24 protein-coding genes are annotated in these 18,965 nt (G+C 69.7%); 15 read left to right on the top strand and 9 right to left on the bottom strand.

The annotated features are described in order from the left end of the window. Nucleotides 1-16: 16 nt before the first annotated feature. Nucleotides 17-1,471 (top strand): 30S ribosomal protein S1, encoded by a 1,455-nt coding sequence (rpsA, locus tag ACI7YT_RS11205; RefSeq protein ID WP_406245608.1) that lies wholly within the window; start codon nucleotides 17-19, stop codon nucleotides 1,469-1,471. Between the two features lie 64 nt (nucleotides 1,472-1,535). Here rpsA and ACI7YT_RS11200 read toward each other — a convergent pair whose 3' ends face one another. Genes ACI7YT_RS11200 through ACI7YT_RS11185 form a run of 4 tightly spaced genes read right to left on the bottom strand, consistent with a single transcriptional unit; the run spans nucleotide 1,536 to nucleotide 4,568 of the window. Further along, nucleotides 1,536-2,609 carry a sulfate/molybdate ABC transporter ATP-binding protein gene (locus ACI7YT_RS11200; protein ID WP_406245607.1) on the bottom strand — a complete coding sequence of 358 codons (1,074 nt, stop codon included), beginning with the start codon at nucleotides 2,607-2,609 and terminating at the stop codon, nucleotides 1,536-1,538. Beyond that, on the bottom strand, nucleotides 2,606-3,394 hold the full coding sequence (gene modB, locus ACI7YT_RS11195; protein WP_406245606.1) for a molybdate ABC transporter permease subunit: 789 nt from the start codon (nucleotides 3,392-3,394) through the stop codon (nucleotides 2,606-2,608). The genes ACI7YT_RS11200 and modB overlap by 4 nt, the downstream gene beginning before the upstream one ends. Then, nucleotides 3,391-4,158, bottom strand: a complete 768-nt coding sequence (gene modA / locus ACI7YT_RS11190; RefSeq protein ID WP_406245605.1) for a molybdate ABC transporter substrate-binding protein — start codon at nucleotides 4,156-4,158, stop codon at nucleotides 3,391-3,393. The genes modB and modA overlap by 4 nt, the downstream gene beginning before the upstream one ends. Next, nucleotides 4,155-4,568 carry a molybdopterin-binding protein gene (locus tag ACI7YT_RS11185; RefSeq protein WP_406245604.1) on the bottom strand — a complete coding sequence of 138 codons (414 nt, stop codon included), beginning with the start codon at nucleotides 4,566-4,568 and terminating at the stop codon, nucleotides 4,155-4,157. Before ACI7YT_RS11185 ends, modA begins: the two co-directional genes overlap by 4 nt. A 150-nt stretch (nucleotides 4,569-4,718) precedes the next feature. Between ACI7YT_RS11185 and ACI7YT_RS11180 the strand changes: the two genes are divergently transcribed. From ACI7YT_RS11180 to ACI7YT_RS11155, 6 genes are read left to right on the top strand one after another with little or no spacing between them, the layout of a single operon-like run. Continuing rightward, the gene (locus tag ACI7YT_RS11180) at nucleotides 4,719-5,834 is read left to right on the top strand and encodes a HesA/MoeB/ThiF family protein (RefSeq protein WP_406245603.1); all 1,116 of its coding nucleotides are present in this window, start codon (nucleotides 4,719-4,721) and stop codon (nucleotides 5,832-5,834) included. Then, the gene (gene glp / locus ACI7YT_RS11175) at nucleotides 5,831-7,063 is read left to right on the top strand and encodes a gephyrin-like molybdotransferase Glp (RefSeq protein WP_406245602.1); all 1,233 of its coding nucleotides are present in this window, start codon (nucleotides 5,831-5,833) and stop codon (nucleotides 7,061-7,063) included. The genes ACI7YT_RS11180 and glp overlap by 4 nt, the downstream gene beginning before the upstream one ends. Beyond that, entirely contained in the window at nucleotides 7,060-7,524 is a 465-nt protein-coding gene (moaC, locus tag ACI7YT_RS11170) for a cyclic pyranopterin monophosphate synthase MoaC (RefSeq protein ID WP_406245601.1), read from the top strand. Before glp ends, moaC begins: the two co-directional genes overlap by 4 nt. Continuing rightward, the gene (locus ACI7YT_RS11165; RefSeq protein ID WP_406245600.1) at nucleotides 7,521-8,144 is read left to right on the top strand and encodes a molybdenum cofactor guanylyltransferase; all 624 of its coding nucleotides are present in this window, start codon (nucleotides 7,521-7,523) and stop codon (nucleotides 8,142-8,144) included. Before moaC ends, ACI7YT_RS11165 begins: the two co-directional genes overlap by 4 nt. Continuing rightward, on the top strand, nucleotides 8,141-8,377 hold the full coding sequence (locus ACI7YT_RS11160) for a DUF6457 domain-containing protein (protein WP_406245599.1): 237 nt from the start codon (nucleotides 8,141-8,143) through the stop codon (nucleotides 8,375-8,377). The genes ACI7YT_RS11165 and ACI7YT_RS11160 overlap by 4 nt, the downstream gene beginning before the upstream one ends. After that, nucleotides 8,374-8,610, top strand: a complete 237-nt coding sequence (locus ACI7YT_RS11155) for a MoaD/ThiS family protein (RefSeq protein WP_406245598.1) — start codon at nucleotides 8,374-8,376, stop codon at nucleotides 8,608-8,610. The genes ACI7YT_RS11160 and ACI7YT_RS11155 overlap by 4 nt, the downstream gene beginning before the upstream one ends. Nucleotides 8,611-8,653: 43 nt before the next feature. On the opposite strand, the gene moaA is transcribed toward ACI7YT_RS11155, so the two are convergent. From moaA to ACI7YT_RS11140, 3 genes are read right to left on the bottom strand one after another with little or no spacing between them, the layout of a single operon-like run. Then, nucleotides 8,654-9,661, bottom strand: a complete 1,008-nt coding sequence (gene moaA / locus ACI7YT_RS11150) for a GTP 3',8-cyclase MoaA (protein ID WP_406245597.1) — start codon at nucleotides 9,659-9,661, stop codon at nucleotides 8,654-8,656. Next, nucleotides 9,658-10,071 carry a molybdenum cofactor biosynthesis protein MoaE gene (locus ACI7YT_RS11145; RefSeq protein ID WP_406245596.1) on the bottom strand — a complete coding sequence of 138 codons (414 nt, stop codon included), beginning with the start codon at nucleotides 10,069-10,071 and terminating at the stop codon, nucleotides 9,658-9,660. The genes moaA and ACI7YT_RS11145 overlap by 4 nt, the downstream gene beginning before the upstream one ends. Beyond that, a complete protein-coding gene (locus ACI7YT_RS11140) occupies nucleotides 10,068-10,544 on the bottom strand; it encodes a molybdenum cofactor biosynthesis protein B (protein ID WP_406245595.1) in 477 nt (158 codons plus the stop codon). The genes ACI7YT_RS11145 and ACI7YT_RS11140 overlap by 4 nt, the downstream gene beginning before the upstream one ends. A 156-nt stretch (nucleotides 10,545-10,700) precedes the next feature. Here ACI7YT_RS11140 and coaE point away from each other — a divergent pair, with 156 nt between their 5' ends. After that, entirely contained in the window at nucleotides 10,701-11,300 is a 600-nt protein-coding gene (coaE, locus tag ACI7YT_RS11135; protein ID WP_406245594.1) for a dephospho-CoA kinase, read from the top strand. A gap of 3 nt (nucleotides 11,301-11,303) precedes the next feature. On the opposite strand, the gene ACI7YT_RS11130 is transcribed toward coaE, so the two are convergent. Next, the gene (locus ACI7YT_RS11130) at nucleotides 11,304-11,924 is read right to left on the bottom strand and encodes a DUF4126 domain-containing protein (protein WP_406245593.1); all 621 of its coding nucleotides are present in this window, start codon (nucleotides 11,922-11,924) and stop codon (nucleotides 11,304-11,306) included. A 92-nt stretch (nucleotides 11,925-12,016) separates the two neighbouring features. Between ACI7YT_RS11130 and uvrB the strand changes: the two genes are divergently transcribed. Further along, a complete protein-coding gene (gene uvrB / locus ACI7YT_RS11125; protein WP_406245592.1) occupies nucleotides 12,017-14,095 on the top strand; it encodes an excinuclease ABC subunit UvrB in 2,079 nt (692 codons plus the stop codon). 41 nt (nucleotides 14,096-14,136) lie between these two features. Here uvrB and ACI7YT_RS11120 read toward each other — a convergent pair whose 3' ends face one another. Next, nucleotides 14,137-14,379 (bottom strand): hypothetical protein, encoded by a 243-nt coding sequence (locus tag ACI7YT_RS11120; RefSeq protein ID WP_406245591.1) that lies wholly within the window; start codon nucleotides 14,377-14,379, stop codon nucleotides 14,137-14,139. A gap of 45 nt (nucleotides 14,380-14,424) precedes the next feature. On the opposite strand from ACI7YT_RS11120, the gene ACI7YT_RS11115 reads away from it, so the two are divergent. From ACI7YT_RS11115 to ACI7YT_RS11090, 6 genes are all read left to right on the top strand, one after another. Further along, nucleotides 14,425-14,859, top strand: a complete 435-nt coding sequence (locus ACI7YT_RS11115) for a MarR family winged helix-turn-helix transcriptional regulator (RefSeq protein ID WP_406245590.1) — start codon at nucleotides 14,425-14,427, stop codon at nucleotides 14,857-14,859. A gap of 108 nt (nucleotides 14,860-14,967) precedes the next feature. After that, a complete protein-coding gene (locus ACI7YT_RS11110; protein ID WP_406245589.1) occupies nucleotides 14,968-15,660 on the top strand; it encodes a DUF4129 domain-containing protein in 693 nt (230 codons plus the stop codon). Then, a complete protein-coding gene (locus ACI7YT_RS11105; protein WP_406245588.1) occupies nucleotides 15,657-16,169 on the top strand; it encodes a hypothetical protein in 513 nt (170 codons plus the stop codon). Before ACI7YT_RS11110 ends, ACI7YT_RS11105 begins: the two co-directional genes overlap by 4 nt. Beyond that, entirely contained in the window at nucleotides 16,166-17,131 is a 966-nt protein-coding gene (locus ACI7YT_RS11100; protein ID WP_406245587.1) for an AAA family ATPase, read from the top strand. Before ACI7YT_RS11105 ends, ACI7YT_RS11100 begins: the two co-directional genes overlap by 4 nt. Continuing rightward, entirely contained in the window at nucleotides 17,128-18,423 is a 1,296-nt protein-coding gene (locus tag ACI7YT_RS11095; RefSeq protein WP_406245586.1) for a DUF58 domain-containing protein, read from the top strand. Before ACI7YT_RS11100 ends, ACI7YT_RS11095 begins: the two co-directional genes overlap by 4 nt. Next, on the top strand, nucleotides 18,420-18,920 hold the full coding sequence (locus ACI7YT_RS11090) for a hypothetical protein (protein WP_406245585.1): 501 nt from the start codon (nucleotides 18,420-18,422) through the stop codon (nucleotides 18,918-18,920). The genes ACI7YT_RS11095 and ACI7YT_RS11090 overlap by 4 nt, the downstream gene beginning before the upstream one ends. Nucleotides 18,921-18,965: the final 45 nt, after the last annotated feature.

Here is an 18,965-nt window from a genome sequence, read left to right as displayed (position 1 = left end):
AAGGACAACCCACTACATGACTACCGCAACGACCGCCCCGGCCACCAAGCAGGTCGCGATCAACGACATCGGATCTGCCGAGGACTTCCTGGCCGCGGTCGAGAAGACCCTGAAGTTCTTCAACGACGGCGACATCATCGAGGGCACGATCGTCAAGATCGACCGCGACGAGGTTCTGCTGGACGTCGGTTACAAGACCGAGGGTGTCATCCCCTCGCGCGAACTTTCCATCAAGCACGACGTCGACCCCAACGAGGTCGTCGCTGTCGGCGACCTGGTCGAGGCCCTCGTCCTCCAGAAGGAGGACAAGGAAGGTCGACTGATCCTTTCCAAGAAGCGTGCGCAGTACGAGCGCGCCTGGGGAGACGTCGAGAAGATCAAGGAGAACGACGGCGTCGTCACCGGCACCGTCATCGAGGTCGTCAAGGGTGGCCTCATCGTCGACATCGGCCTCCGCGGCTTCCTGCCGGCATCGCTGATCGAGCTGCGTCGCGTCCGCGACCTCACGCCGTACCTCGGCCAGGAGATCGAAGCGAAGATCCTCGAGCTCGACAAGAACCGCAACAACGTGGTTCTCTCGCGTCGCGCTCTGCTCGAGCAGACGCAGTCCGAGTCGCGCACGACCTTCCTCAACAACCTGCACAAGGGTCAGGTTCGCAAGGGTGTCGTGTCCTCGATCGTCAACTTCGGTGCGTTCGTCGACCTGGGTGGCGTCGACGGCCTCGTGCACGTCTCCGAACTGTCCTGGAAGCACATCGAGCACGCCTCCGAGGTCGTCGAGGTCGGCCAGGAGGTCACCGTCGAGATCCTCGAGGTGGACCTCGACCGCGAGCGCGTCTCCCTGTCGCTGAAGGCGACGCAGGAGGACCCGTGGCAGGTCTTCGCCCGCACCCACGCGATCGGACAGATCGCACCGGGTAAGGTCACCAAGCTCGTTCCGTTCGGTGCGTTCGTCCGCGTCGCAGACGGCATCGAGGGCCTCGTGCACATCTCCGAGCTCTCCAGCAAGCACGTCGAGCTGGCCGAGCAGGTCGTGTCCGTCGGCGAAGAGGTCTTCGTCAAGGTCATCGACATCGACCTCGAGCGTCGCCGCATCTCGCTGTCGCTGAAGCAGGCCAACGAATCCGTCGACCCGTTCGGCACCGAGTTCGACCCGGCTCTGTACGGCATGCTCGCCGAGTACGACGAGAACGGCGAGTACAAGTACCCGGAGGGCTTCGACCCCGAGACCGGTGCGTGGAAGGAAGGCTTCGACGCAGCCCGCGAGGCATGGGAGCAGGAGTACGCTGCAGCCCAGACTCGCTGGGAGGCTCACAAGGTCGCGGTTGCCAAGGCAGCCGAGGCCGAGGCCGCCGCTGGCGACGACTTCGCCGCTGCGCAGTCGTTCACGAGCGACTCCGGTGCCGGAACGCTTGCTGACGACGAGGCTCTCGCGGCTCTGCGCGAGAAGCTCTCGGGCGGCAACGCGTAAGCATTGCTTCAACGGAACGGGTCGTCGCCTTCGGGCGGCGGCCCGTTCCGCGTATCCGCGTGCCTCATCGGCTCGTGGCGCGCCTCGCCGTGACGGCAGCCACCTCGAACCGCTCCATCTCACCGATGCGGGGGAGCGCTCGCCCACGGAACGCGCTCACCGGCACCACGGCGGCGAGGCCGGAGCGATGCTCCAACCGCAGGGAACCGGCCTGAGAGGACACGGAGGCCAGCTGCGCCGTCACGCCGACCCCAGACGCATCGTCCGGCGCGTGCAGACCGACCTCCTGCGGGGCGATCACGGCGAAGGCCGCATCGCCGGGGAGCAGCTCGCCCTCGGCTCGCCCTGGAAGTCGGATGCCGTCGCCGATGTCGAGTGCAGCGCCTGTCCAGCATCCCTCGACGACGGCGAAGCCGGCCAGGCGTGCCGTGAACGGATGCCGGGGGACAGCCGCGAGTTCGGCAGGAGAGCCCCGCTCGACCACAAGCCCGTGGTGCAGCACGAGACAGTCCTCCGCCAGCTGCCAGGCGTCCGCGAGGTCATGCGTGACGAGCACAGCGGCGGTCCCGGTGCGTGCCAGCTCGTCAGAGAGCAGACGCCTGACCAGCGGAGAGCTCTCGGCATCCAGCGCGGCGAAGGGCTCGTCGAGAAGCAGGAGCCGCGGTTCGGCGGCGAACGCACGGGCGATCGCGACGCGCTGCTGCTGTCCGCCGGAGAGCTCGTGCGGCGCGGCAGCCGAGCGGTCAGTCAGCCCGAGTCTCTTCAGCCAGTGATCTGCGATCGCGCGCGCCTCGGCTCGTCCCGCACCGCGAGCCCGCGGACCGAACGCGATGTTCTGCCCGACGCTCAGATGCGGAAACAGCCGGGGCTTCTGATCCAGGAGCCCGATGCGTCGCTCGGCCGGGCGCATCCGCACGCCACCCGCGCGTTCGACCACGCCGCCATCGAGTACGACGGAGCCGTGGGAGATCGGGACGAGCCCTGCGATCGCCCCCAGCAGCGTCGACTTCCCCGATCCGTTCGGGCCGAGCACCGCCAGTCGCCCGCCTGCGTCGAGGTCGATCGACGCGGTCGTGCGGAATCCTGGTCGGTCGACCGTCAGGTCCGCTCTCAGCGCGCCCGTGGGGATCGCCGTCATCGCACGGCATCCTCTCGCCACGAGCGCAGGCCGCTCACGATCACCGCGGCGCTCACCAGCAGCAGCAACGACAACGCCACCGCTGAATCCTGCGTGACGCCGACGCCGTTGAACGCGGTGTAGATGGCCAGCGGCATCGTTCGCGTGACGCCTTCGGCGTTGCCGGCGAACAGCGCCGTCGCGCCGAACTCGCCGAGCGCCCGCGCGAAGCACAGCACGGTTCCGGCCACCAGGCCTGGGAGCACGAGCGGGAGAGTGACGCGCAGGAGCACGCGCCAACGACCGGCGCCGAGTGTCGCCGCCACCTGCTCGTGGCCGATCCCCGACGTGCGCAACGCGCCCTCGACGGCGATTACGAGGAACGGCAGCGCGACGAACGCCTGCGCCAGGACGACCGCCGCCGTCGTATAGGGCAGGCTGAAGCCGGTGGATTCGAACAGCGGCCTGCCCACCAGCCCGCTGCGCCCGAGCAGAGCCAGCAGGGCGAGCCCCCCGACCATGGGCGGCAGCACCAGCGGCACCAGCACGATCGTGCGCAGCACCGCTGCAGTGCGCCGAGGCGCCCTGGCGATGACGATCGCGAGGGGACCGCCCAGCAGCAGGCACAGCACAGTGGCGCAGGCGGCCGTGGACAACGAGAGCCCCAGGGCGTTCAGCGCCGCCGGGGAGAACAGATCCTGCCCCAGCCGTTCCCAGCGCACGCGGGACATCAGACCCACGATCGGCAGGATCAGCAGGGCGATCGCGGCGACCGCCGGGACGTACAGCCCTCGAGGAATCGTCATGGGCTCTCGAACCCGTGCGCGGCCAGGATGCTCTGGCCCGCGTCCGACAGCACGAAATCGACGAAGGCGCGCGCGATCTCAGGCGACGGCGCCGATTCGGCGACCGCGATGGGGTAGCGATTGACGACGGCATCCGCACCCGTTGGGACGATGCCGTCCACGTCCGGGGCCGAGGCGGCGATATCCGTGGCGTACACGAGCCCGGCATCCGCTTCGCCGTCGGCGACGCGCGTGAGGACGGACGTGACGTTCGTCTCCTCGCTCACGGGGGTGACGGACACATCAGCACGCTCGAGCAGCTTCTGCGCCGCCGAACCGCACGGGACCTCGGGGGAGCACAGGACGACGGCGAGCGAGGGGTCGGCCAGATCGTCGAGGTCGGCGATCCGATGCGGATTCCCCGACGCCACCGCGATGCGCAGGGTGTTCGTTGCGAAGATCTCTCCGTCGGCGGCGCGTCCGGCTTCGACGACGGGCGCGAGGCTCTTCTCGTTCGCGAAGGCGATCACATCCACGTCGGCTCCGTCGATGACCTGCGCCGCGAGCGCCTGGGATCCGTCGTAGCGCACCGGGGCGACGGCAGAGGATGGATGCTCGGCCGTGAACGCGTCCGCCAGGTCATCGAAGGCGCCGTGAAGGGAAGCCGCGGCGAAGACGATCAAGGGCGGATCCTGCGACGTCGCCTGATCGGCTGCCGTACCGGAGCACCCGGCCAGCGCGACGACGACGGCGGCGATCGCGAACGGGACGACGGTGCGCCTCACCGCGAGGTCTCCGGCGAGGGCGGCGTCTCGACGATCACGGTGGTTGCCTTCACGATCGCCGTGGCCAGGCTGCCGACCTCGAGGCCGAGCTCGCGCACGGCCTCGGTGGACATCAGCGAGACGACGCGGTGAGGGCCGCACTGCATCTCGACCTGCGACATGACCGTGTCCGAGACGACGTGCGTGACGATCCCCACGAACCGGTTGCGAGCGCTCGATGCGCGTTCGAGCGGATCGCCGTGATCGCTTCGCGAGCGCGTGAGGTGCGCGGCGAGATCGGTACCGGCCACGACGCGGCGTCCTGACTCGTCCCGGCCGGCGGCGAGCTGACCGCTGTCGATCCAGCGGCGGACGGTGTCGTCACTGACGGAGAGCAGCCGAGCGGCCTCGCGGATCCGGAACATGGTCATGAATGTCATCATAGGACCGCAGATGCGCTTCCATCGACGGAGAGCGTCCGCATCCGCGGATCGTAAGAATGGCCCGCGCCTGGTCATCGGGCGTCATCCTCACGGATACCGGAGAGGTGGGCATCCGGGCGGCGCGGTACCGTGGGAGATATGCCCTTCCCCCCGCTCGTCGCCCCGGCATCCGCGTTGCCGGACGGCGAATCCGAGCGCGCAGCGCGGCAGATCCGGCTGCCCGAGATCGGCGAGGACGGCCAGCGCCGGCTGTCCGCCGCTCGGGTCTGCGTGATCGGCGCAGGCGGCCTGGGGTCACCGACCCTGCTGTACCTCGCATCTGCGGGGATCGGCACGATCTGCATCGTCGACGACGACGTCGTCGACACTTCGAACCTGCAGCGTCAGGTGCTGTTCGGCGTCGCCGACGTCGGCCGGTTGAAGGGGCACGTCGCCTCCGAGCGCATCCGCGCCCTGTCGCCTCACACGACGGTCGTCAGGGAGCACGAGCGGCTCACCGCCGGCAACGCCGAACGGATTCTGGCCGGGTTCGACCTCGTGATCGACGGCAGCGACACGTTCGACACGCGTTACGCGGTCGCGGACGCCTGCGATGCCCTCGGTGTGCCGCTCGTCTGGGGATCCGTGCTGCGTTTCGACGCCCAGGCGACCGTGTTCTGGTCGCGCCCGCCCCACGGGGAGCCGGTGCGCCTCCGCGATGTGTTCCCGACGGCGCCGCCGGCTGAAGACGTCCCCACCTGTGCGGATGCCGGAGTGCTCGGCGCTCTATGCGGTCAGGTCGGTGCGCTCCTCGCGGCAGAGGCCGTCAAGCTCATCTGCGGCATCGGCGACCCGATCGTGGGGCGGATGCTGGTGATCGATGCACTCTCGGCTCGCACGCGGGAGGTGCCGCTCGTCCCGGCATCCGTGACGGCTCCCGCATCCGTGACGGCGCACGCGCCGCGCGCGGTCGCGCGCACGATCGCACCGGAGGATCTCGACCGACTCGACGACCTGCTCCTGCTCGACGTGCGCGAGGACGACGAGTTCCGCGCTGGAAGCATCCCTGGAGCGGTGTCGATTCCGCTGGGACGCCTTCGAGCCGACCCGTCGATCGTCGTCGTCGACCGGCCCGTCGTGGTGTTCTGCCAGATCGGTCCGCGCGCCAGGGCCGCGGCATCGGCGCTGCGCGCGGTCGCACCGGATGCCGAGATCCTGCTGCTCGACGGCGGGTACCAGGCGTGGTCCGCCGGTGCATCGGCGGACCACGCATGATCTCGATCGACGAGCATCGCGAGCGCATCCTCGCATCTGTGACACCTCTGCCGCCGCGCGAACATGCTCTCGAGACTGCGCGCGGACTGGTCCTGGCCGCCCCGGTGTCGACCCGCTGGCCCGTTCCGCTGTTCGACAACTCCGCCATGGACGGGTACGCCGTACGCGCCGCCGATGCCGTGGAGGGCGCCGAGCTGCGCGTCGTCGGCGACATCCCGGCGGGCTCGGGGGAGGATCCGCGCTTCGGACCCGGCGAGGCCGTGCGGATCATGACGGGTGCGGCGCTGCCGACGGATGCCGATGCCGTCGTCCCCGTCGAGCACACCGATCTCGGCGTGTTCACGGGTGCCGTCCCGCCCGACCGCATCACGGTCACGCGCGCACCGGCGCCGGCTGCGCACATCCGCCGGCGCGGTGAGGATGCCGCGGCGGGCACCGTCGTCGTCGATGCCGGTGCGGTGCTCGGGCCGTGGCAGCTCGCCACGATCGCCTCGGCCGGACACGCCCGTGTCCAGGCGCATCCCGCGCCCCGAGCGGCCGTGATCTCCACGGGCTCCGAGCTGGTGGGCGCCGACACCGAACCGCGACGCGGACAGATCCCCGAATCCAACTCCCTGCTGATCGCCGCGGCGCTGCGGGATGCCGGTGCCGTCGTCGTCCACATCGGCACCGTCGCGGACGAGGTGGCCACCCTGCGTGCGGAGCTCGCGGCGATCGACGCCGATCTCGTGGTGCTTTCCGGCGGCGCGAGCGTCGGGGCGTTCGACGTCGTCAAAGCCGTGCTCGACGCCTCAGGACCCGGGCGAGGGCCGGTGCGCTTCGATTCCGTGGCGATGCAGCCGGGCAAGCCTCAGGGTTTCGGCGTCGCGCCGGACGGGACGCTGCTGTTCTGCCTTCCGGGCAATCCGGTCAGCGTCGCGGTGTCGTTCGAGATGTTCGTGCGACCTGCCGTGCGGTCGCTCGCCGCGCGCGTGGATCTGGACCGTCCACGAGCGACGATGCCCGCAGGGCAGGGGTGGCGGTGCCCACCGGGGCGCACTCAGGTGCTGCCGGTCGTGATCGAGGGCGGTGCGGTCGTCCCGGCATCCGCAGGCGGCAGCGGATCGCACCTGGTCGCCTCGCTCGCGCGGGCGACCGACTTCGCCATCGTGCCGGCCGAGACCGAGCGGGTCGAGACCGGAGACCTCGTCGATGTGATGCTGGTCTTGACCGAGAGGGAGAATTCGTGAGCTTCACGCATCTGGACGACCAAGGGCACGCCCGAATGGTCGATGTCACCGAGAAGCAGCCGACGATCCGCAGCGCGACGGCCACAGGCCTGGTCCGCTGCCCGGCGCACGTCGTCGCCGCTCTCCGCGACGGCTCGACGCCCAAGGGAGATGTGCTCGCGGTGGCGCGCATCGCCGGCATCCAGGGGGCGAAGCGGACGGCGGAACTGATCCCGCTCGCGCACATCATCGGCGTGCACGGTGCGACAGTGGAGCTCGACGTCGTCGATTCCGGCGTGGAGGTCACCGCGACCGTGCGCACAGCCGACCGCACCGGTGTCGAGATGGAGGCGCTCACAGCCGTCAGCATCGCCGCGCTCACCGTGATCGACATGGTCAAGGGAATGGACAAGACCGTCGAGATCGAGAACGTGCGCCTCGTGCGCAAGACCGGCGGGAAGAGCGGGGAGTGGGTGCGGTGACCCCGTTCCCGCGCCGAGCGGCCATCGTCCTCGCCGGTGGGCGGGCGACGCGGCTGGGCGGTGCGGACAAGGCGCAGGTCACGATCGACGGCCGGATGCTGATCGACGGCGTACTCGCCGCCGTCGCCGCGTGCGATCCGGTCGTCGTCGTCGGGCCGGACCATCTCGCCAGGCACGGAGTGCGCATGGTTCGCGAGGAGCCGCCCTTCGGCGGACCGGTGGCGGCGATCGCCGCCGCGCTGTCCGAGCTTGCGGATGATGCGACCCAGACGTGGGTGCTGGCGTGCGATCTGCCGCGCGCCTCCGGAGTCGTCGACGCACTGGAGGGTGCGATCATGCCCGACGACGCGGATGCCATCGTGCTCCGCGACGCCGACGGTCGCAGCCAGCCGCTCGCCGGGCGCTACCGCGTCGGGGCCCTGCGTCGAGCGGTCGGTGCGCTGGCGGTGACCGACGGCATCGCGATGCGGCGGCTCACCGCATCGCTGCGCGTGCACGAGATCTCGGATGCCAACGGTGTCTCGATCGATCTCGACACGTGGGACGATGTGTCGGACTACCGCGCGGCGGCCACCGCGGCGCGAGGCGGTTTCAGCGCAGGACGAAAGGAGACGGCATGACGGATGCATCGCAGGATTTCGAGGACTGGACGACCGGGCTGGCCGCAGCGCTGGGCGTGCAGGATGAAGTCCCCGTCACGGAACTGCTGGACGTGACGCGGGAGGTCGCGCACGGGGTGACGCGTCCGGCAGGTCCGATCACGACCTACCTGATCGGTCTCGCTGTCGCACGAGGGCTGCCGTTCGACCAGGCCGTCGCCGCTGTCCGAGCGCGGATCGCGGATCAGGCGTGAAGGTCCGCTTCTTCGCCGCCGCCGCGGAGGCGGCGGGGCGCGACGAGCAGGAGGCTGCGGCGTCCGGTACGCTCGGAGACCTGCTGTCGGCGCTCCGCCAGGAGCACGGGGCGGGCTTCTCGAAGGTGCTCGATCGGTGCGCCATCCGGGTGGACGGTGCCGCGGTCGGCGACGATCATGTGCTCACGTCGGCGGCCACGGTCGACGTTCTGCCGCCGTTCGCCGGCGGGTGAGTCGAGCGCTCTGACCGCTGCCGGCCGCGCCGTGACCCGGAGCTCAGCCGCCGATGGCGGACATCGGGCGCTGCGGCTGCAGGAACCCGGGGTCGTCGATGCCGTGGCCGGCGCGCTTTCCCTCGATGTTCTGCCGCAGCATCCGTGCGATGGCCTCGTCGTCGGCGCCGCCGCGCAGCAGACCGGTGAGATCGGACTCCTCGCGCGCGAACAGGCAGTTGCGCACCTGGCCGTCGGCGGTGATGCGCACGCGGTCGCACGAGCCGCAGAACGGGGCCGAGACCGAGGCGATCACGCCGACGGTCGTCTGGCCGCCGTCGACCGTGTAGATCTCGGCAGGACTCGACCCGCGGTTGCCGACCGGGGTCAGCGTGAACTGCGCGGACAGCTTCTCCAGGATCTCTTCCGAGGGGACCATGGTCTGCCGCGACCAGGTGTGTCCGGCATCCAAAGGCATCTGCTCGATGAAGCGGAGTTCGGCGTCGTGCTCCTGCGCGAAGCGCAGCAGGTCGCAGAACTCGTCATCGTTGACGTCGCGCATCGCCACGGTGTTGAGCTTGAGCGGTCGAAGCGGGCTGGCCTGGGCCGCGCGGATGCCGCGCACGACGTCCTCGAACCTGTCACGTCGTGTGAGCTCCGAGAACCGGTCAGGCCGCACGGTGTCGATGCTGATGTTGAGCCGTTCGAGCCCGGCGGCGACGAGATCGTCGATGACGCGCTCGAGGCGGATCCCGTTGGTCGTGAGGGAGACCTGCAGCGGTCCGTTCTCGCCCTCGATGAGCGCGAGACGGCGGACGACCTCGACGAGGTCGGGGCGCAGCAGCGGCTCGCCGCCGGTGAGGCGCACCTCGACGATGCCGAGGCGGGCGAGGATGCCGGCGACGCGTTCGATCTCGTCGGTGGAGAGGATATTCTGCTTGGCCAGCCAGGGGACGCCGTCGGCCGGCATGCAGTACGTGCAGCGAAGGTTGCAGCGGTCGGTCAGCGAGATCCGCAGATCCCGGTGCACGCGGCCGAATCGGTCGACCAGAGGGCCGTCGAACGCCGTCACAGTCCCACCCAATTCGTCGTGCCGTCGACGGTGACCTGACGCTTCCACACCGGAAGCTCCGCCTTGACCTTCTCGACCAGCGCACGGGAGACGTCGAACGCTTCGTCACGGTGCGCGCTCGAGACCGCGCAGACGATCGCGATCTCGCCGACGCTGAGCGCACCGACGCGGTGCGTGATGGCGATGCGCAGGTCCTCGGTGTCGACGGATTCGACGAGTGCGCGCAACGCGTCCGCGGCATCCGGGTGGGCGCTGTACTCCAGCCTCGTCACCTCGCCGGTCGCGCCGGGGTCGTGATCGCGGACGGTTCCGACGAACAGTGCGGTCGCACCGGCGGCGTCGTGGGCGACGGCGTCGAGGTGATCCGTGGCGTCGAGGTCCTCGTCTGAGATCGCGGTGAGCACGATCATGCGTGATCGCCGCCCGCGTGCTGGGAGAGCACGTGATCGACGAGGCCGAGGATCACCGGGATGCCGTCGCGGACGGCGCCGGGGGAGCCTGCCAGGTTGACGACGAGTGCACCGTCGTGGATGCCGGCGACACCGCGCGACAGCAGAGCGGCGGGCACCTTCACAGCGCCGATGCGCCGCAGTTCCTCGGCGATCCCGGGGATGACGGGGTCGAGGAGGGGCAGCGTCGCCTCGGGGGTGACGTCTCGCGGGCCGATACCTGTGCCGCCCGTGGTGACGACCAGGCGGGCTCCGTCGGCGACGGCGGCGCGCACGGCCGACTCGATCAGAGTGCGCTCATCCGGAACGATCACGACGGGTGCTTCCCACCCGGCGTTCGTGAGCAGTTCGGCGCCGGTCGGACCGGACAGATCCTCCCGAACGCCCGCGGCGGCGCGGTCGGAGACCGTGATGACGCGTGCCGTTCTGCTCACCGGGGGCTCCTGTCGTCGCGCCGTCCGTGCGCTGTGGTCAGTCTAGGCGCCGCATGTTACGGGCGGATCTCGCGGCTCCTTACGAAATGAGGACCGCGGTGGAAGTCGTCGGCGTCCCCGCACTCGGAGTCGCGAGCGCATGTCAGGATGGGACGCATGCCTCTCATCGCGCTCACCGGAGGGATCGCCTCCGGAAAGTCGACGATCGCCGGACGGCTCGCCGAGCACGGCGCGGTCGTCGTCGATGCGGATCGGATCGTCAGGGAGGTTCAGTCGGTCGGCTCACCCGTTCTGCGCGAGATCGCCAGGGAATTCGGTGAGACGGTCGTCTCGTCGGACGGTTCGCTGGACAGGGCGGCCCTCGGCGCACGGGTCTTCGGTGACCCGGAAGCGCTCGCGCGGCTCAACGCCATCGTGCACCCCGCGGTGCGGGCCGAATCGCAGCGCCGGTTCGATGCCGCGCTCACGGCGGATCCTGAGGCCGTCGTCGTTTACGACGTACCGCTGCTCGTGGAGGCGCGCGTCGATGACCCGTGGGATCTCATCGTCGTCGCTCATGCGCCCGCCGAGGTGCGGCTCTCCCGGCTGGTCGAGTTCAGAGGGATGACCGCGGAGGCGGCGCAGGCGCGCATCGACGCGCAGGTGTCCGATGATCAGCGGCTTGCGATCGCGGACGTCGTCATCGACACGGCGTCCACCTGGGAGCGCACGCGCGAGCAGGTCGACGCGCTGTGGGCGCGACTGCGATCCGCCTGACGCTCAGGCGGCCGGAGCCGCGGGCGCTGCGCTGACGGCCTGCGCCTGCTTCCGTCGACGGCGTCGTCGGAAAAACAGCACGACCATCACGATCAGCCCGATCAGCACGAGCGCCGCGATGATCGGGACGACGATCGCGAGAACGGCCAGTGCGAACGACGCGCCGTCCTCCGCCGTGCTCAGCACGGGCGCTGCGAGCCCGCCGGTCATGGTGTTGGCGGCGATGCGCACGGTGGCCTTGGTCGCGTGCACGATGAGGGCGATCACCACGCCCGAGATGATCGGGACCCAGGTGTGCTCGCTGAAGAAGACCGAAGGGTCGTCCACCGCGACGGTCTGAGCGCTCGCTCCTGCGCCGAACACGATGCCGCCGGATGCCGGGCGCAGCACGCTCTGGACCACATCGTTGATCGAGTCGAGTGCAGGGATCTTGTCGGCGACGATCTCGAGGAGGAGCAGAGCCCCGAGGATCCACAGCGTGATGTCGCCCGACAGCCACGCCCATCCTGCTGGCAGCTCGACCGCGGGGAGGAAGCGATCCGCCAAGCCCAGCAGGAAGAGCGGCATCCAGGCGTTCAGACCTGCCGATGCCGCAAGGCTGGAGCCGATCAGGAATTCGATCACGGCTCCACTCTAGGACGCGGTCCGGACATCGTCCGGGTGCGCGGATGCGCTCGGCCGCCCACGATGTCGGAGGGGCGTCCTACGCTGGAGACATGCAACCCACGCGCAGCGTCCGTCCTTTCGAGGTCGTCAGCGAATACGTTCCGGCCGGCGACCAGCCGCAGGCGATCGCCGATCTCGCGGCGCGCATCAACGCCGGCGAGACCGACGTCGTGCTGCTCGGCGCGACGGGCACCGGAAAGTCGGCGACGACCGCCTGGCTCATCGAGCAGGTGCAGCGCCCGACGCTCGTCCTCTCGCACAACAAGACTCTCGCCGCCCAGTTGGCCAACGAGTTCCGCGACCTGATGCCGAACAACGCGGTCGAGTACTTCGTCTCGTACTACGACTACTACCAGCCGGAGGCCTACGTCCCGCAGACGGACACCTTCATCGAGAAGGACTCGTCGATCAACGCCGAGGTCGAGCGGTTGCGGCACTCCACGACGAATTCGCTGCTGTCGCGTCGTGACGTCGTCGTGGTGTCGACGGTCTCGTGCATCTACGGCCTCGGCGCGCCCGAGGAGTACCTGCGTGCGATGGTGGCGCTGCAGGTGGGCGAGCGCTACGACCGCGATGCGCTGATCCGCCAGTTCATCGCCATGCAGTACAACCGCAACGACGTGGACTTCTCGCGCGGCAACTTCCGCGTGCGAGGGGACACGATCGAGATCATCCCGGTGTACGAAGAGCACGCGATCCGCATCGAGCTCTTCGGCGATGAGATCGAGGGCCTGTACTCCCTGCACCCGCTCACCGGCGACGTGATCGAGCGGCTCGATTCGGTGCCGATCTTCCCGGCATCCCACTACGTCGCCGGCACCGATGTGATCCAGCGCTCGATCGGGACGATCGAGAAGGAGCTGGAAGCACGACTGGCCGAGTTCGAGAGGCAGGGCAAGCTGCTCGAGGCGCAGCGGCTGCGGATGCGCACGACTTTCGATCTGGAGATGCTCCAGCAGCTCGGGTTCTGCTCGGGCATCGAGAACTACTCGCGCCACATGGATGGGCGCGAACCAGGAGAGCCGCCGCACACGCTGCTGGACTTCTTCCCCGACGACTTCCTGCTGGTGATCGACGAGTCGCACGTCACCGTGCCGCAGATCGGGGCGATGTACGAGGGCGACGCCTCGCGCAAGCGCACTCTCGTCGAGCACGGATTCCGTCTGCCCAGCGCGATGGACAATCGGCCGCTGCGCTGGGACGAGTTCAAGAACAGGATCGGCCAGACCGTGTACCTGTCGGCGACGCCGGGCAAATACGAGATGGGCATCGCCGACGGCATCGTCGAGCAGATCATCCGGCCGACCGGCCTCATCGACCCCGAGATCGTCGTCAAGCCGTCCAAGGGGCAGATCGATGATCTCCTCGAGGAGATCAGAGTGCGGGTCGAGCGCGACGAGCGAGTGCTCGTGACGACGCTCACGAAGAAGATGGCCGAAGAGCTCACCGACTTCCTCGGCGAACACGGCGTGCGCGTGCGCTACCTGCACTCCGACGTCGACACGTTGCGGCGCGTGGAGCTTCTCAGCGAGCTGCGTTCAGGGGTGTACGACGTGCTGGTCGGCATCAACCTTCTCCGCGAGGGGCTCGACCTTCCGGAGGTCTCGCTCGTGGCGATCCTGGATGCCGACAAGGAAGGCTTCCTGCGCTCCGGGACGTCGTTGATCCAGACGATCGGACGCGCGGCGCGAAACGTGTCCGGCCAGGTGCACATGTACGCCGATCGCATCACGGACTCGATGGCGAAGGCGATCGACGAGACAGACCGGCGGCGTGAGAAGCAGGTCGCGTACAACACCGCGAACGGCATCGATCCGCAGCCGCTGCGCAAGCGCATCGCCGACATCACCGAAGTGCTGGCGCGTGAGGCGGCCGACACCGCCGACATGCGGTCCAGCCGCAACAAGGCCGGCAAGAACGGCAGAGGCAAGTCGCCGACGCCGAATCTGCGGCGCGTGGGCATCGCCGCCGAGGGAGCGGAACAGCTCGAGGCCATGATCGAGGATCTGTCGAACCAGATGCTGGCCGCAGCCGAAGAGCTGAAGTTCGAGCTCGCGGGGCGTCTGCGCGACGAGGTTCAGGACTTGAAGAAAGAACTGCGCGCGATGGAGAACGCCGGGCACGCCTGACCGGGGGAGAGGACGCAGGGGTCGTCGCGGTGCGCGGCCGTCTACGGGCAGTGCATCAGCGGCTTCGGTCCTGATCGATCGATCTCATGCTGCGTCATCGGCGCGCCGCACAACGGGCACGCGCGCTCGGCGCGTTCGGCCGCGCTGGGCGGCGGCGTCGACTCATACGGGCCGACGGAGGCAGGACCGGCGAAGCGGATGAGGTTCGTGTTCACCCACGCGTACAGCCCGCCGGCCTCGCGGATGCGGGTGCGAAGCGGAGCGCGATCCTGATCCTTTGCCATGTTCCTTAGTGTACTAAGCATTCGTGCACTCGTATAATCGGATGCGTGTCCGACGCCGATGATCTCCTCGCACTTGACAACCAGCTGTGCTTCGCGCTGGTCACCGCCGCGCGCAACGTCGTCGCGATCTACCGGCCGATCCTGGAACCGCTGGGGCTCACGCATCCGCAGTATCTGGTCATGCTCGCGCTCTGGGAGCGGTCGCCCCGCACGCTGAACGATCTGGCCGCGGACCTCGCACTCGATCCTGCTACGGCATCGCCGCTGGTCAAACGACTGGAGGCCGACGGGCTGGTCATCCGCAACCGCAGCGCCGGGGACGAGCGTCGACTGGACATCGACCTCACGGATGCCGGTCTGAGCCTGCGTGAACGGGCACTCGACGTCCCGCCGCAGGTCATGGCGGCGGTGGGGATGGATGTCGCGCAGATCTCCGCGCTGCGCGATGCGCTGCAACCGTTCGCAGGACGGCGTGCATAACGATCCGATCGGCGCCGCGGCATCCGATCCGTCCACAGTGCGGTCTGCACTCCTCGCCTTCTCCTAGTGTGGAGGGATGCATCGCCGCCGTCCACGCCCCGAGCTCGCATGAGGCGTCTGCTCTGGGTCGGAGCCGTGGCGGCACTGCTGCTGGTGGTGATGGCGGCTGCTTCGCTGCAGGGGCCGGCCCGTTTCGAGCCTCCGGACTTCGAATCGGCGCCCGTACCGCTGCCCACGATGGCGGACGATCCGACGCAGACTCCGATGCCGCTGCCCACGCAGACGGCGGTCCCGATGAACGAGACGGCGGCGACCGTCGTATCGATCATCCTCATGGTCATCAGCGGAATCGTCGGAGCCCTGCTGCTGTTCCTCGCGATCCGAGCTCTGCTGAGGGCGTGGGCCGCGCGCATCCCACCCCGCGAGGTCGATCAGGCCGGCGACGAGAGCTTCGCCGTGTCGCCCGAACCGAATCCCGAGACGGCGGCACCGACGATACGCCGCGGAATCGAGGCCGCGCTGCGCGTCATCGACGAGCACACCGCACCGTCGAACGCCATCATCGCGGCGTGGGTGGGGCTGGAGGAGAGCGCTGCAGAGGCCGGTATCACCCGGGGGCGCACGGAGACGCCCGCCGAGTTCACGCTGCGGGTCATCACGCACCGGTCGGCCGTGGCCGACGATGCGGCGATCCTGCTGCGGCTGTACGAACGTGTTCGATTCGCGGGGCACGAGGCGGATGAAGCGGATCGGGTCGAAGCGCGTCAGACGCTGACGGCCATCCAGGAGGGCTGGCGATGACGCTCGGACGGGGGATCGTGGCCGTGGTCGTGCTGATCGCCGCCACCGTCGGGCTCATGCTCTTCGGCCTGGAGCCCGTTTTCGCGTTGAGCGGTGGTGTGCTCGCGGGCACAGTGGTGCTGCTGGCCGCGCTGCGCGGATCCGAGGCCGTCGTCGAGGACGGACCGCGCGAGGAGCCGGCACCGGCGACCCGCGGTTCGGAGATCTCCCGTCTTGCCTGGGCGTTCAACCCGCGCACGGGCGTGGCGGGCGAGATCGTCAGCAGGCGGGTGCGTGCTCTACTGCGCCGTCGGCTCGCACGGCGCGGCATCGACCCCGACGACCCGGCCCAGCGGAGCCGGATGGACGCGGTTCTCGGCGTCGGCCTGTGGCAGCGGCTCAACGGACGCCAGGTGCAGAACATCGACATCAGAAACGCTCTGGATGCCGCGGACCGACTGGCAGCGGCATCCGACGGCTCCGACGAACAGACCACGCGATCGCCGACCAGGAAGCAGGAGCGCACATGACGAACACCACCGAGATCGCCGACACCGGGCGTCGCGTCCTCGACGCCGTCCGCACGGTCGTCGTCGGGATGGACGACACTCTCGAGATCGCGCTCGCGACGATCCTCGCCGGAGGGCACGTTCTCTTCGAAGACGTCCCAGGGCTCGGCAAGACCCTCGCGGCGCGCAGCCTGGCCGCGGCCCTCGGGCTCGACTTCCGGCGTCTGCAGTGCACGCCGGACATGCTCCCCGGCGACGTCACCGGCTCGTACGTCTACGCGCCGGACACCGGCGACTTCGTCTTCCGTCCGGGCCCGATCTTCACCGGTCTGCTGCTCGCGGACGAGATCAACCGGACGACGCCGAAGACGCAGTCGGCGATGCTCGAGGCGATGGCCGAGCGGCAGGTGACGGTGGAGGGGAACAGCTACCCCTTGGCGCGTCCGTTCCACGTCATCGCCACCGCCAACCCGATCGAGTACGAGGGCACGTACGCCCTGCCGGAGGCGCAGCTCGATCGCTTCATGGTGCGTCTGTCCGTCGGATACCCGGAACCGGACGGCGAGACCGAGATCCTGCTCGGGCGGGTGCGACGTCAGACCGAGGAGACGAACGTCGATGCCGTGATCGATGCGGCGCAGCTGCGCGAGGTGCAGGCAGCCGTGGAGGCCATCCACGTCGATCCGGATGTCGCCCGGTACTGCGTCGATCTGGCCCGCGCGACGCGCGCGGCGCCGAACGTCGCGGTCGGGGCATCACCGCGCGGGTCGCAGTCCCTGCTGCTGCTCGGGCGCGCACTGGCGGCTCTCGACGGGCGCGACTACGTGCGCCCCGACGACATCAAGCGCATCGCGGTTCCGGTTCTCGCGCATCGGCTCACGCTCACCCCGCAGGCGTGGGCGCAGGGCATCGAGCCGGCGAGGATCGTGACGGGGGTGCTCTCCGAGGTCGCCGTTCCGCCGACGGTCGGCGCCGCACGGTGACCTGGGAGCGCACCTCCTCGCGCCGCTGGTCCCGTACGCCTGCGCTGCTGATCGGGATCGGCGCGTCGGTGGTGCTCGCCGGGACCGGGCTCGCCCTGTCCCGCCCGGACGTCGTCGCGCTTGCCGTGCCGCTGGCGATCTGGTCGCTGCTGGCGGCGGATGCCGAGCGCCTCCGTCCCGCCGCGCGCGAGGACGGCGCGATCACCGTACAGGCGGCGACGGATGCACCAGCCGTCGCGGCGCTGGACGACGTCATCACGGTCGACACGGATGCCGAGGTCGCAGAGCTGCTCGTCGTGCAGTCGGCGCGGCGCAGGCGTCGTCTGCTGGTACCGGGGCGCTCGACGATCCGCGCACACAGCCGCAGTCGGCACTCGGGGCCGATCGACGCACTCCGCATCAGTGGACGCAGCCTGGGCGCCGACGGCGCGCTCACGGGAGGCGAGCTCGGAGTCGTCGTGCAGCGCCGCGCTGTGGCTCCGGCATCCAGAGACCTGCCGGCGCTTCCGCTGGCTCCGCGGCTGACCGGGCTGCACGGTGCGCACGAGGGATCCAGGGCGGGGCAGGGCGGCGACTTCCGCGATGTCCACCCGTTCGCACCGGGCGACGAGCTGCGGCGCGTCGACTGGCGTGCCACGGCGCGCGCCGCACGTCGCCCGGGCGAGCTGTTCGTCCGCAGGACGAACTCGCTCAGCGATGCGTCGGTCGTGATCGCCGTGGACGCCGCGGACGATCTCGGCGAAGTCGTCGCCACATGGGGCAGCGGCGACCTCGTGCGCAGCGGAACCACATCGCTCGACATCGCGCGCGAGGCTGCGCGCTCGCTGGCCGCAGCCGCGGTGTCGGCGGGGGATCGGGTGGCCTACCACGTGCTCGTGCACGGCGGGCGCTCGCTGCGCAGCGGGACGGGTGCCAGACACCTCGCGCGGGTCGTGGCGGAGATCGCCGCCACTGGACAGGCCGGAGACGACAGCCGCTATCGGCGTACGCCGCCGGTGCCGCACGGATCCGTCATCGCCGTGCTGTCGACGTTCTTCGACGGAGCGGCAGCCGAGGTCGCGCTGATGTGGCGGGCGTCCGGACATCGCGTGCTTGCCGTCGACACGCTGCCGGAGCTGGACAGCTCACGGCTGTCGGCAGAACAGAGCCTCGCCCTGCGCATCGTTCTCGCCGAACGCGACGACATGTTCCACGACCTCACCTCGGCGGGGGTCGAGATCGTGCGGTGGGATGCCGGGGCATCGGGTGTCATCGGCGCGCTCGCCCGATCGAGGACAGGGGGCGTCCGATGAGCGACGACACCCTGGACATCGGCGCCTCCGTCCCCGGCTGGCTCATGCGGATCGCGCTCATCGGCGTGGTGGCCGGCGGCGCCTGGATGCTGGAGCCGGGGATCGTGTGGCAGATCATCGCCCTCCTCCTCGTCCTCGTCGGGGCAGCGCTGCCGCAGACGGGCGCGGCGTGGTTCGCGATGGTGATCGTGCCGTTCGCGCTCATCACGCAGCCCGCCGACCTCTGGCGCACGTGCCTGGCCGTGTTCGTCGTGCACCTCGGCCACGTGCTGGCGACGCTGAGCCTCACGATGCCGGCCCGCTCGCGGGTCGCGCTGCAGGCGCTGCGGCCGACGGCGATGCGCTTCATCGGCGTTCAGCCGATCGCCCAGTTCGGCGCGATCACGGCCGTGCTGCTGCCATCAGCCGATGCGACGGGCATCGCGTGGCTGGCGCCGATCGGCGCGGCGGCGGTCGTGGGCGTCGCCGTCCTGCTCCTGCGCCACGTGCGGCGCTGAGAATCTCGCCCGTGCACCGACCCTGAGAGGGCTATCGGGCCCAAT

The organism is Microbacterium sp. M (assembly GCF_045181065.1).
Taxonomy (GTDB): Bacteria; Actinomycetota; Actinomycetes; order Actinomycetales; family Microbacteriaceae; genus Microbacterium.
Note: the sequence above shows the minus strand (reverse complement) of the source record. Positions and strands in the feature narration are given on the sequence as shown.

What these genes read in the sequence shown, in the direction of transcription:
- rpsA (WP_406245608.1), top strand. Translation starts at nt 17, where the DNA reads ATGACTACCGCAACGACCGCCCCGGCCACCAAGCAGGTCGCGATCAAC.
- glp (WP_406245602.1), top strand. Translation starts at nt 5,831, where the DNA reads ATGATCTCGATCGACGAGCATCGCGAGCGCATCCTCGCATCTGTGACA.
- uvrB (WP_406245592.1), top strand. Translation starts at nt 12,017, where the DNA reads ATGCAACCCACGCGCAGCGTCCGTCCTTTCGAGGTCGTCAGCGAATAC.
- modB (WP_406245606.1), bottom strand. Translation starts at nt 3,394, where the DNA reads ATGACGATTCCTCGAGGGCTGTACGTCCCGGCGGTCGCCGCGATCGCC.
- ACI7YT_RS11145 (WP_406245596.1), bottom strand. Translation starts at nt 10,071, where the DNA reads ATGATCGTGCTCACCGCGATCTCAGACGAGGACCTCGACGCCACGGAT.
- ACI7YT_RS11120 (WP_406245591.1), bottom strand. Translation starts at nt 14,379, where the DNA reads ATGGCAAAGGATCAGGATCGCGCTCCGCTTCGCACCCGCATCCGCGAG.
- ACI7YT_RS11105 (WP_406245588.1), top strand. Translation starts at nt 15,657, where the DNA reads ATGACGCTCGGACGGGGGATCGTGGCCGTGGTCGTGCTGATCGCCGCC.
- ACI7YT_RS11185 (WP_406245604.1), bottom strand. Translation starts at nt 4,568, where the DNA reads ATGACCATGTTCCGGATCCGCGAGGCCGCTCGGCTGCTCTCCGTCAGT.
- ACI7YT_RS11090 (WP_406245585.1), top strand. Translation starts at nt 18,420, where the DNA reads ATGAGCGACGACACCCTGGACATCGGCGCCTCCGTCCCCGGCTGGCTC.
- coaE (WP_406245594.1), top strand. Translation starts at nt 10,701, where the DNA reads ATGCCTCTCATCGCGCTCACCGGAGGGATCGCCTCCGGAAAGTCGACG.
- ACI7YT_RS11200 (WP_406245607.1), bottom strand. Translation starts at nt 2,609, where the DNA reads ATGACGGCGATCCCCACGGGCGCGCTGAGAGCGGACCTGACGGTCGAC.
- ACI7YT_RS11180 (WP_406245603.1), top strand. Translation starts at nt 4,719, where the DNA reads ATGCCCTTCCCCCCGCTCGTCGCCCCGGCATCCGCGTTGCCGGACGGC.
- ACI7YT_RS11100 (WP_406245587.1), top strand. Translation starts at nt 16,166, where the DNA reads ATGACGAACACCACCGAGATCGCCGACACCGGGCGTCGCGTCCTCGAC.
- ACI7YT_RS11160 (WP_406245599.1), top strand. Translation starts at nt 8,141, where the DNA reads ATGACGGATGCATCGCAGGATTTCGAGGACTGGACGACCGGGCTGGCC.
- ACI7YT_RS11110 (WP_406245589.1), top strand. Translation starts at nt 14,968, where the DNA reads ATGAGGCGTCTGCTCTGGGTCGGAGCCGTGGCGGCACTGCTGCTGGTG.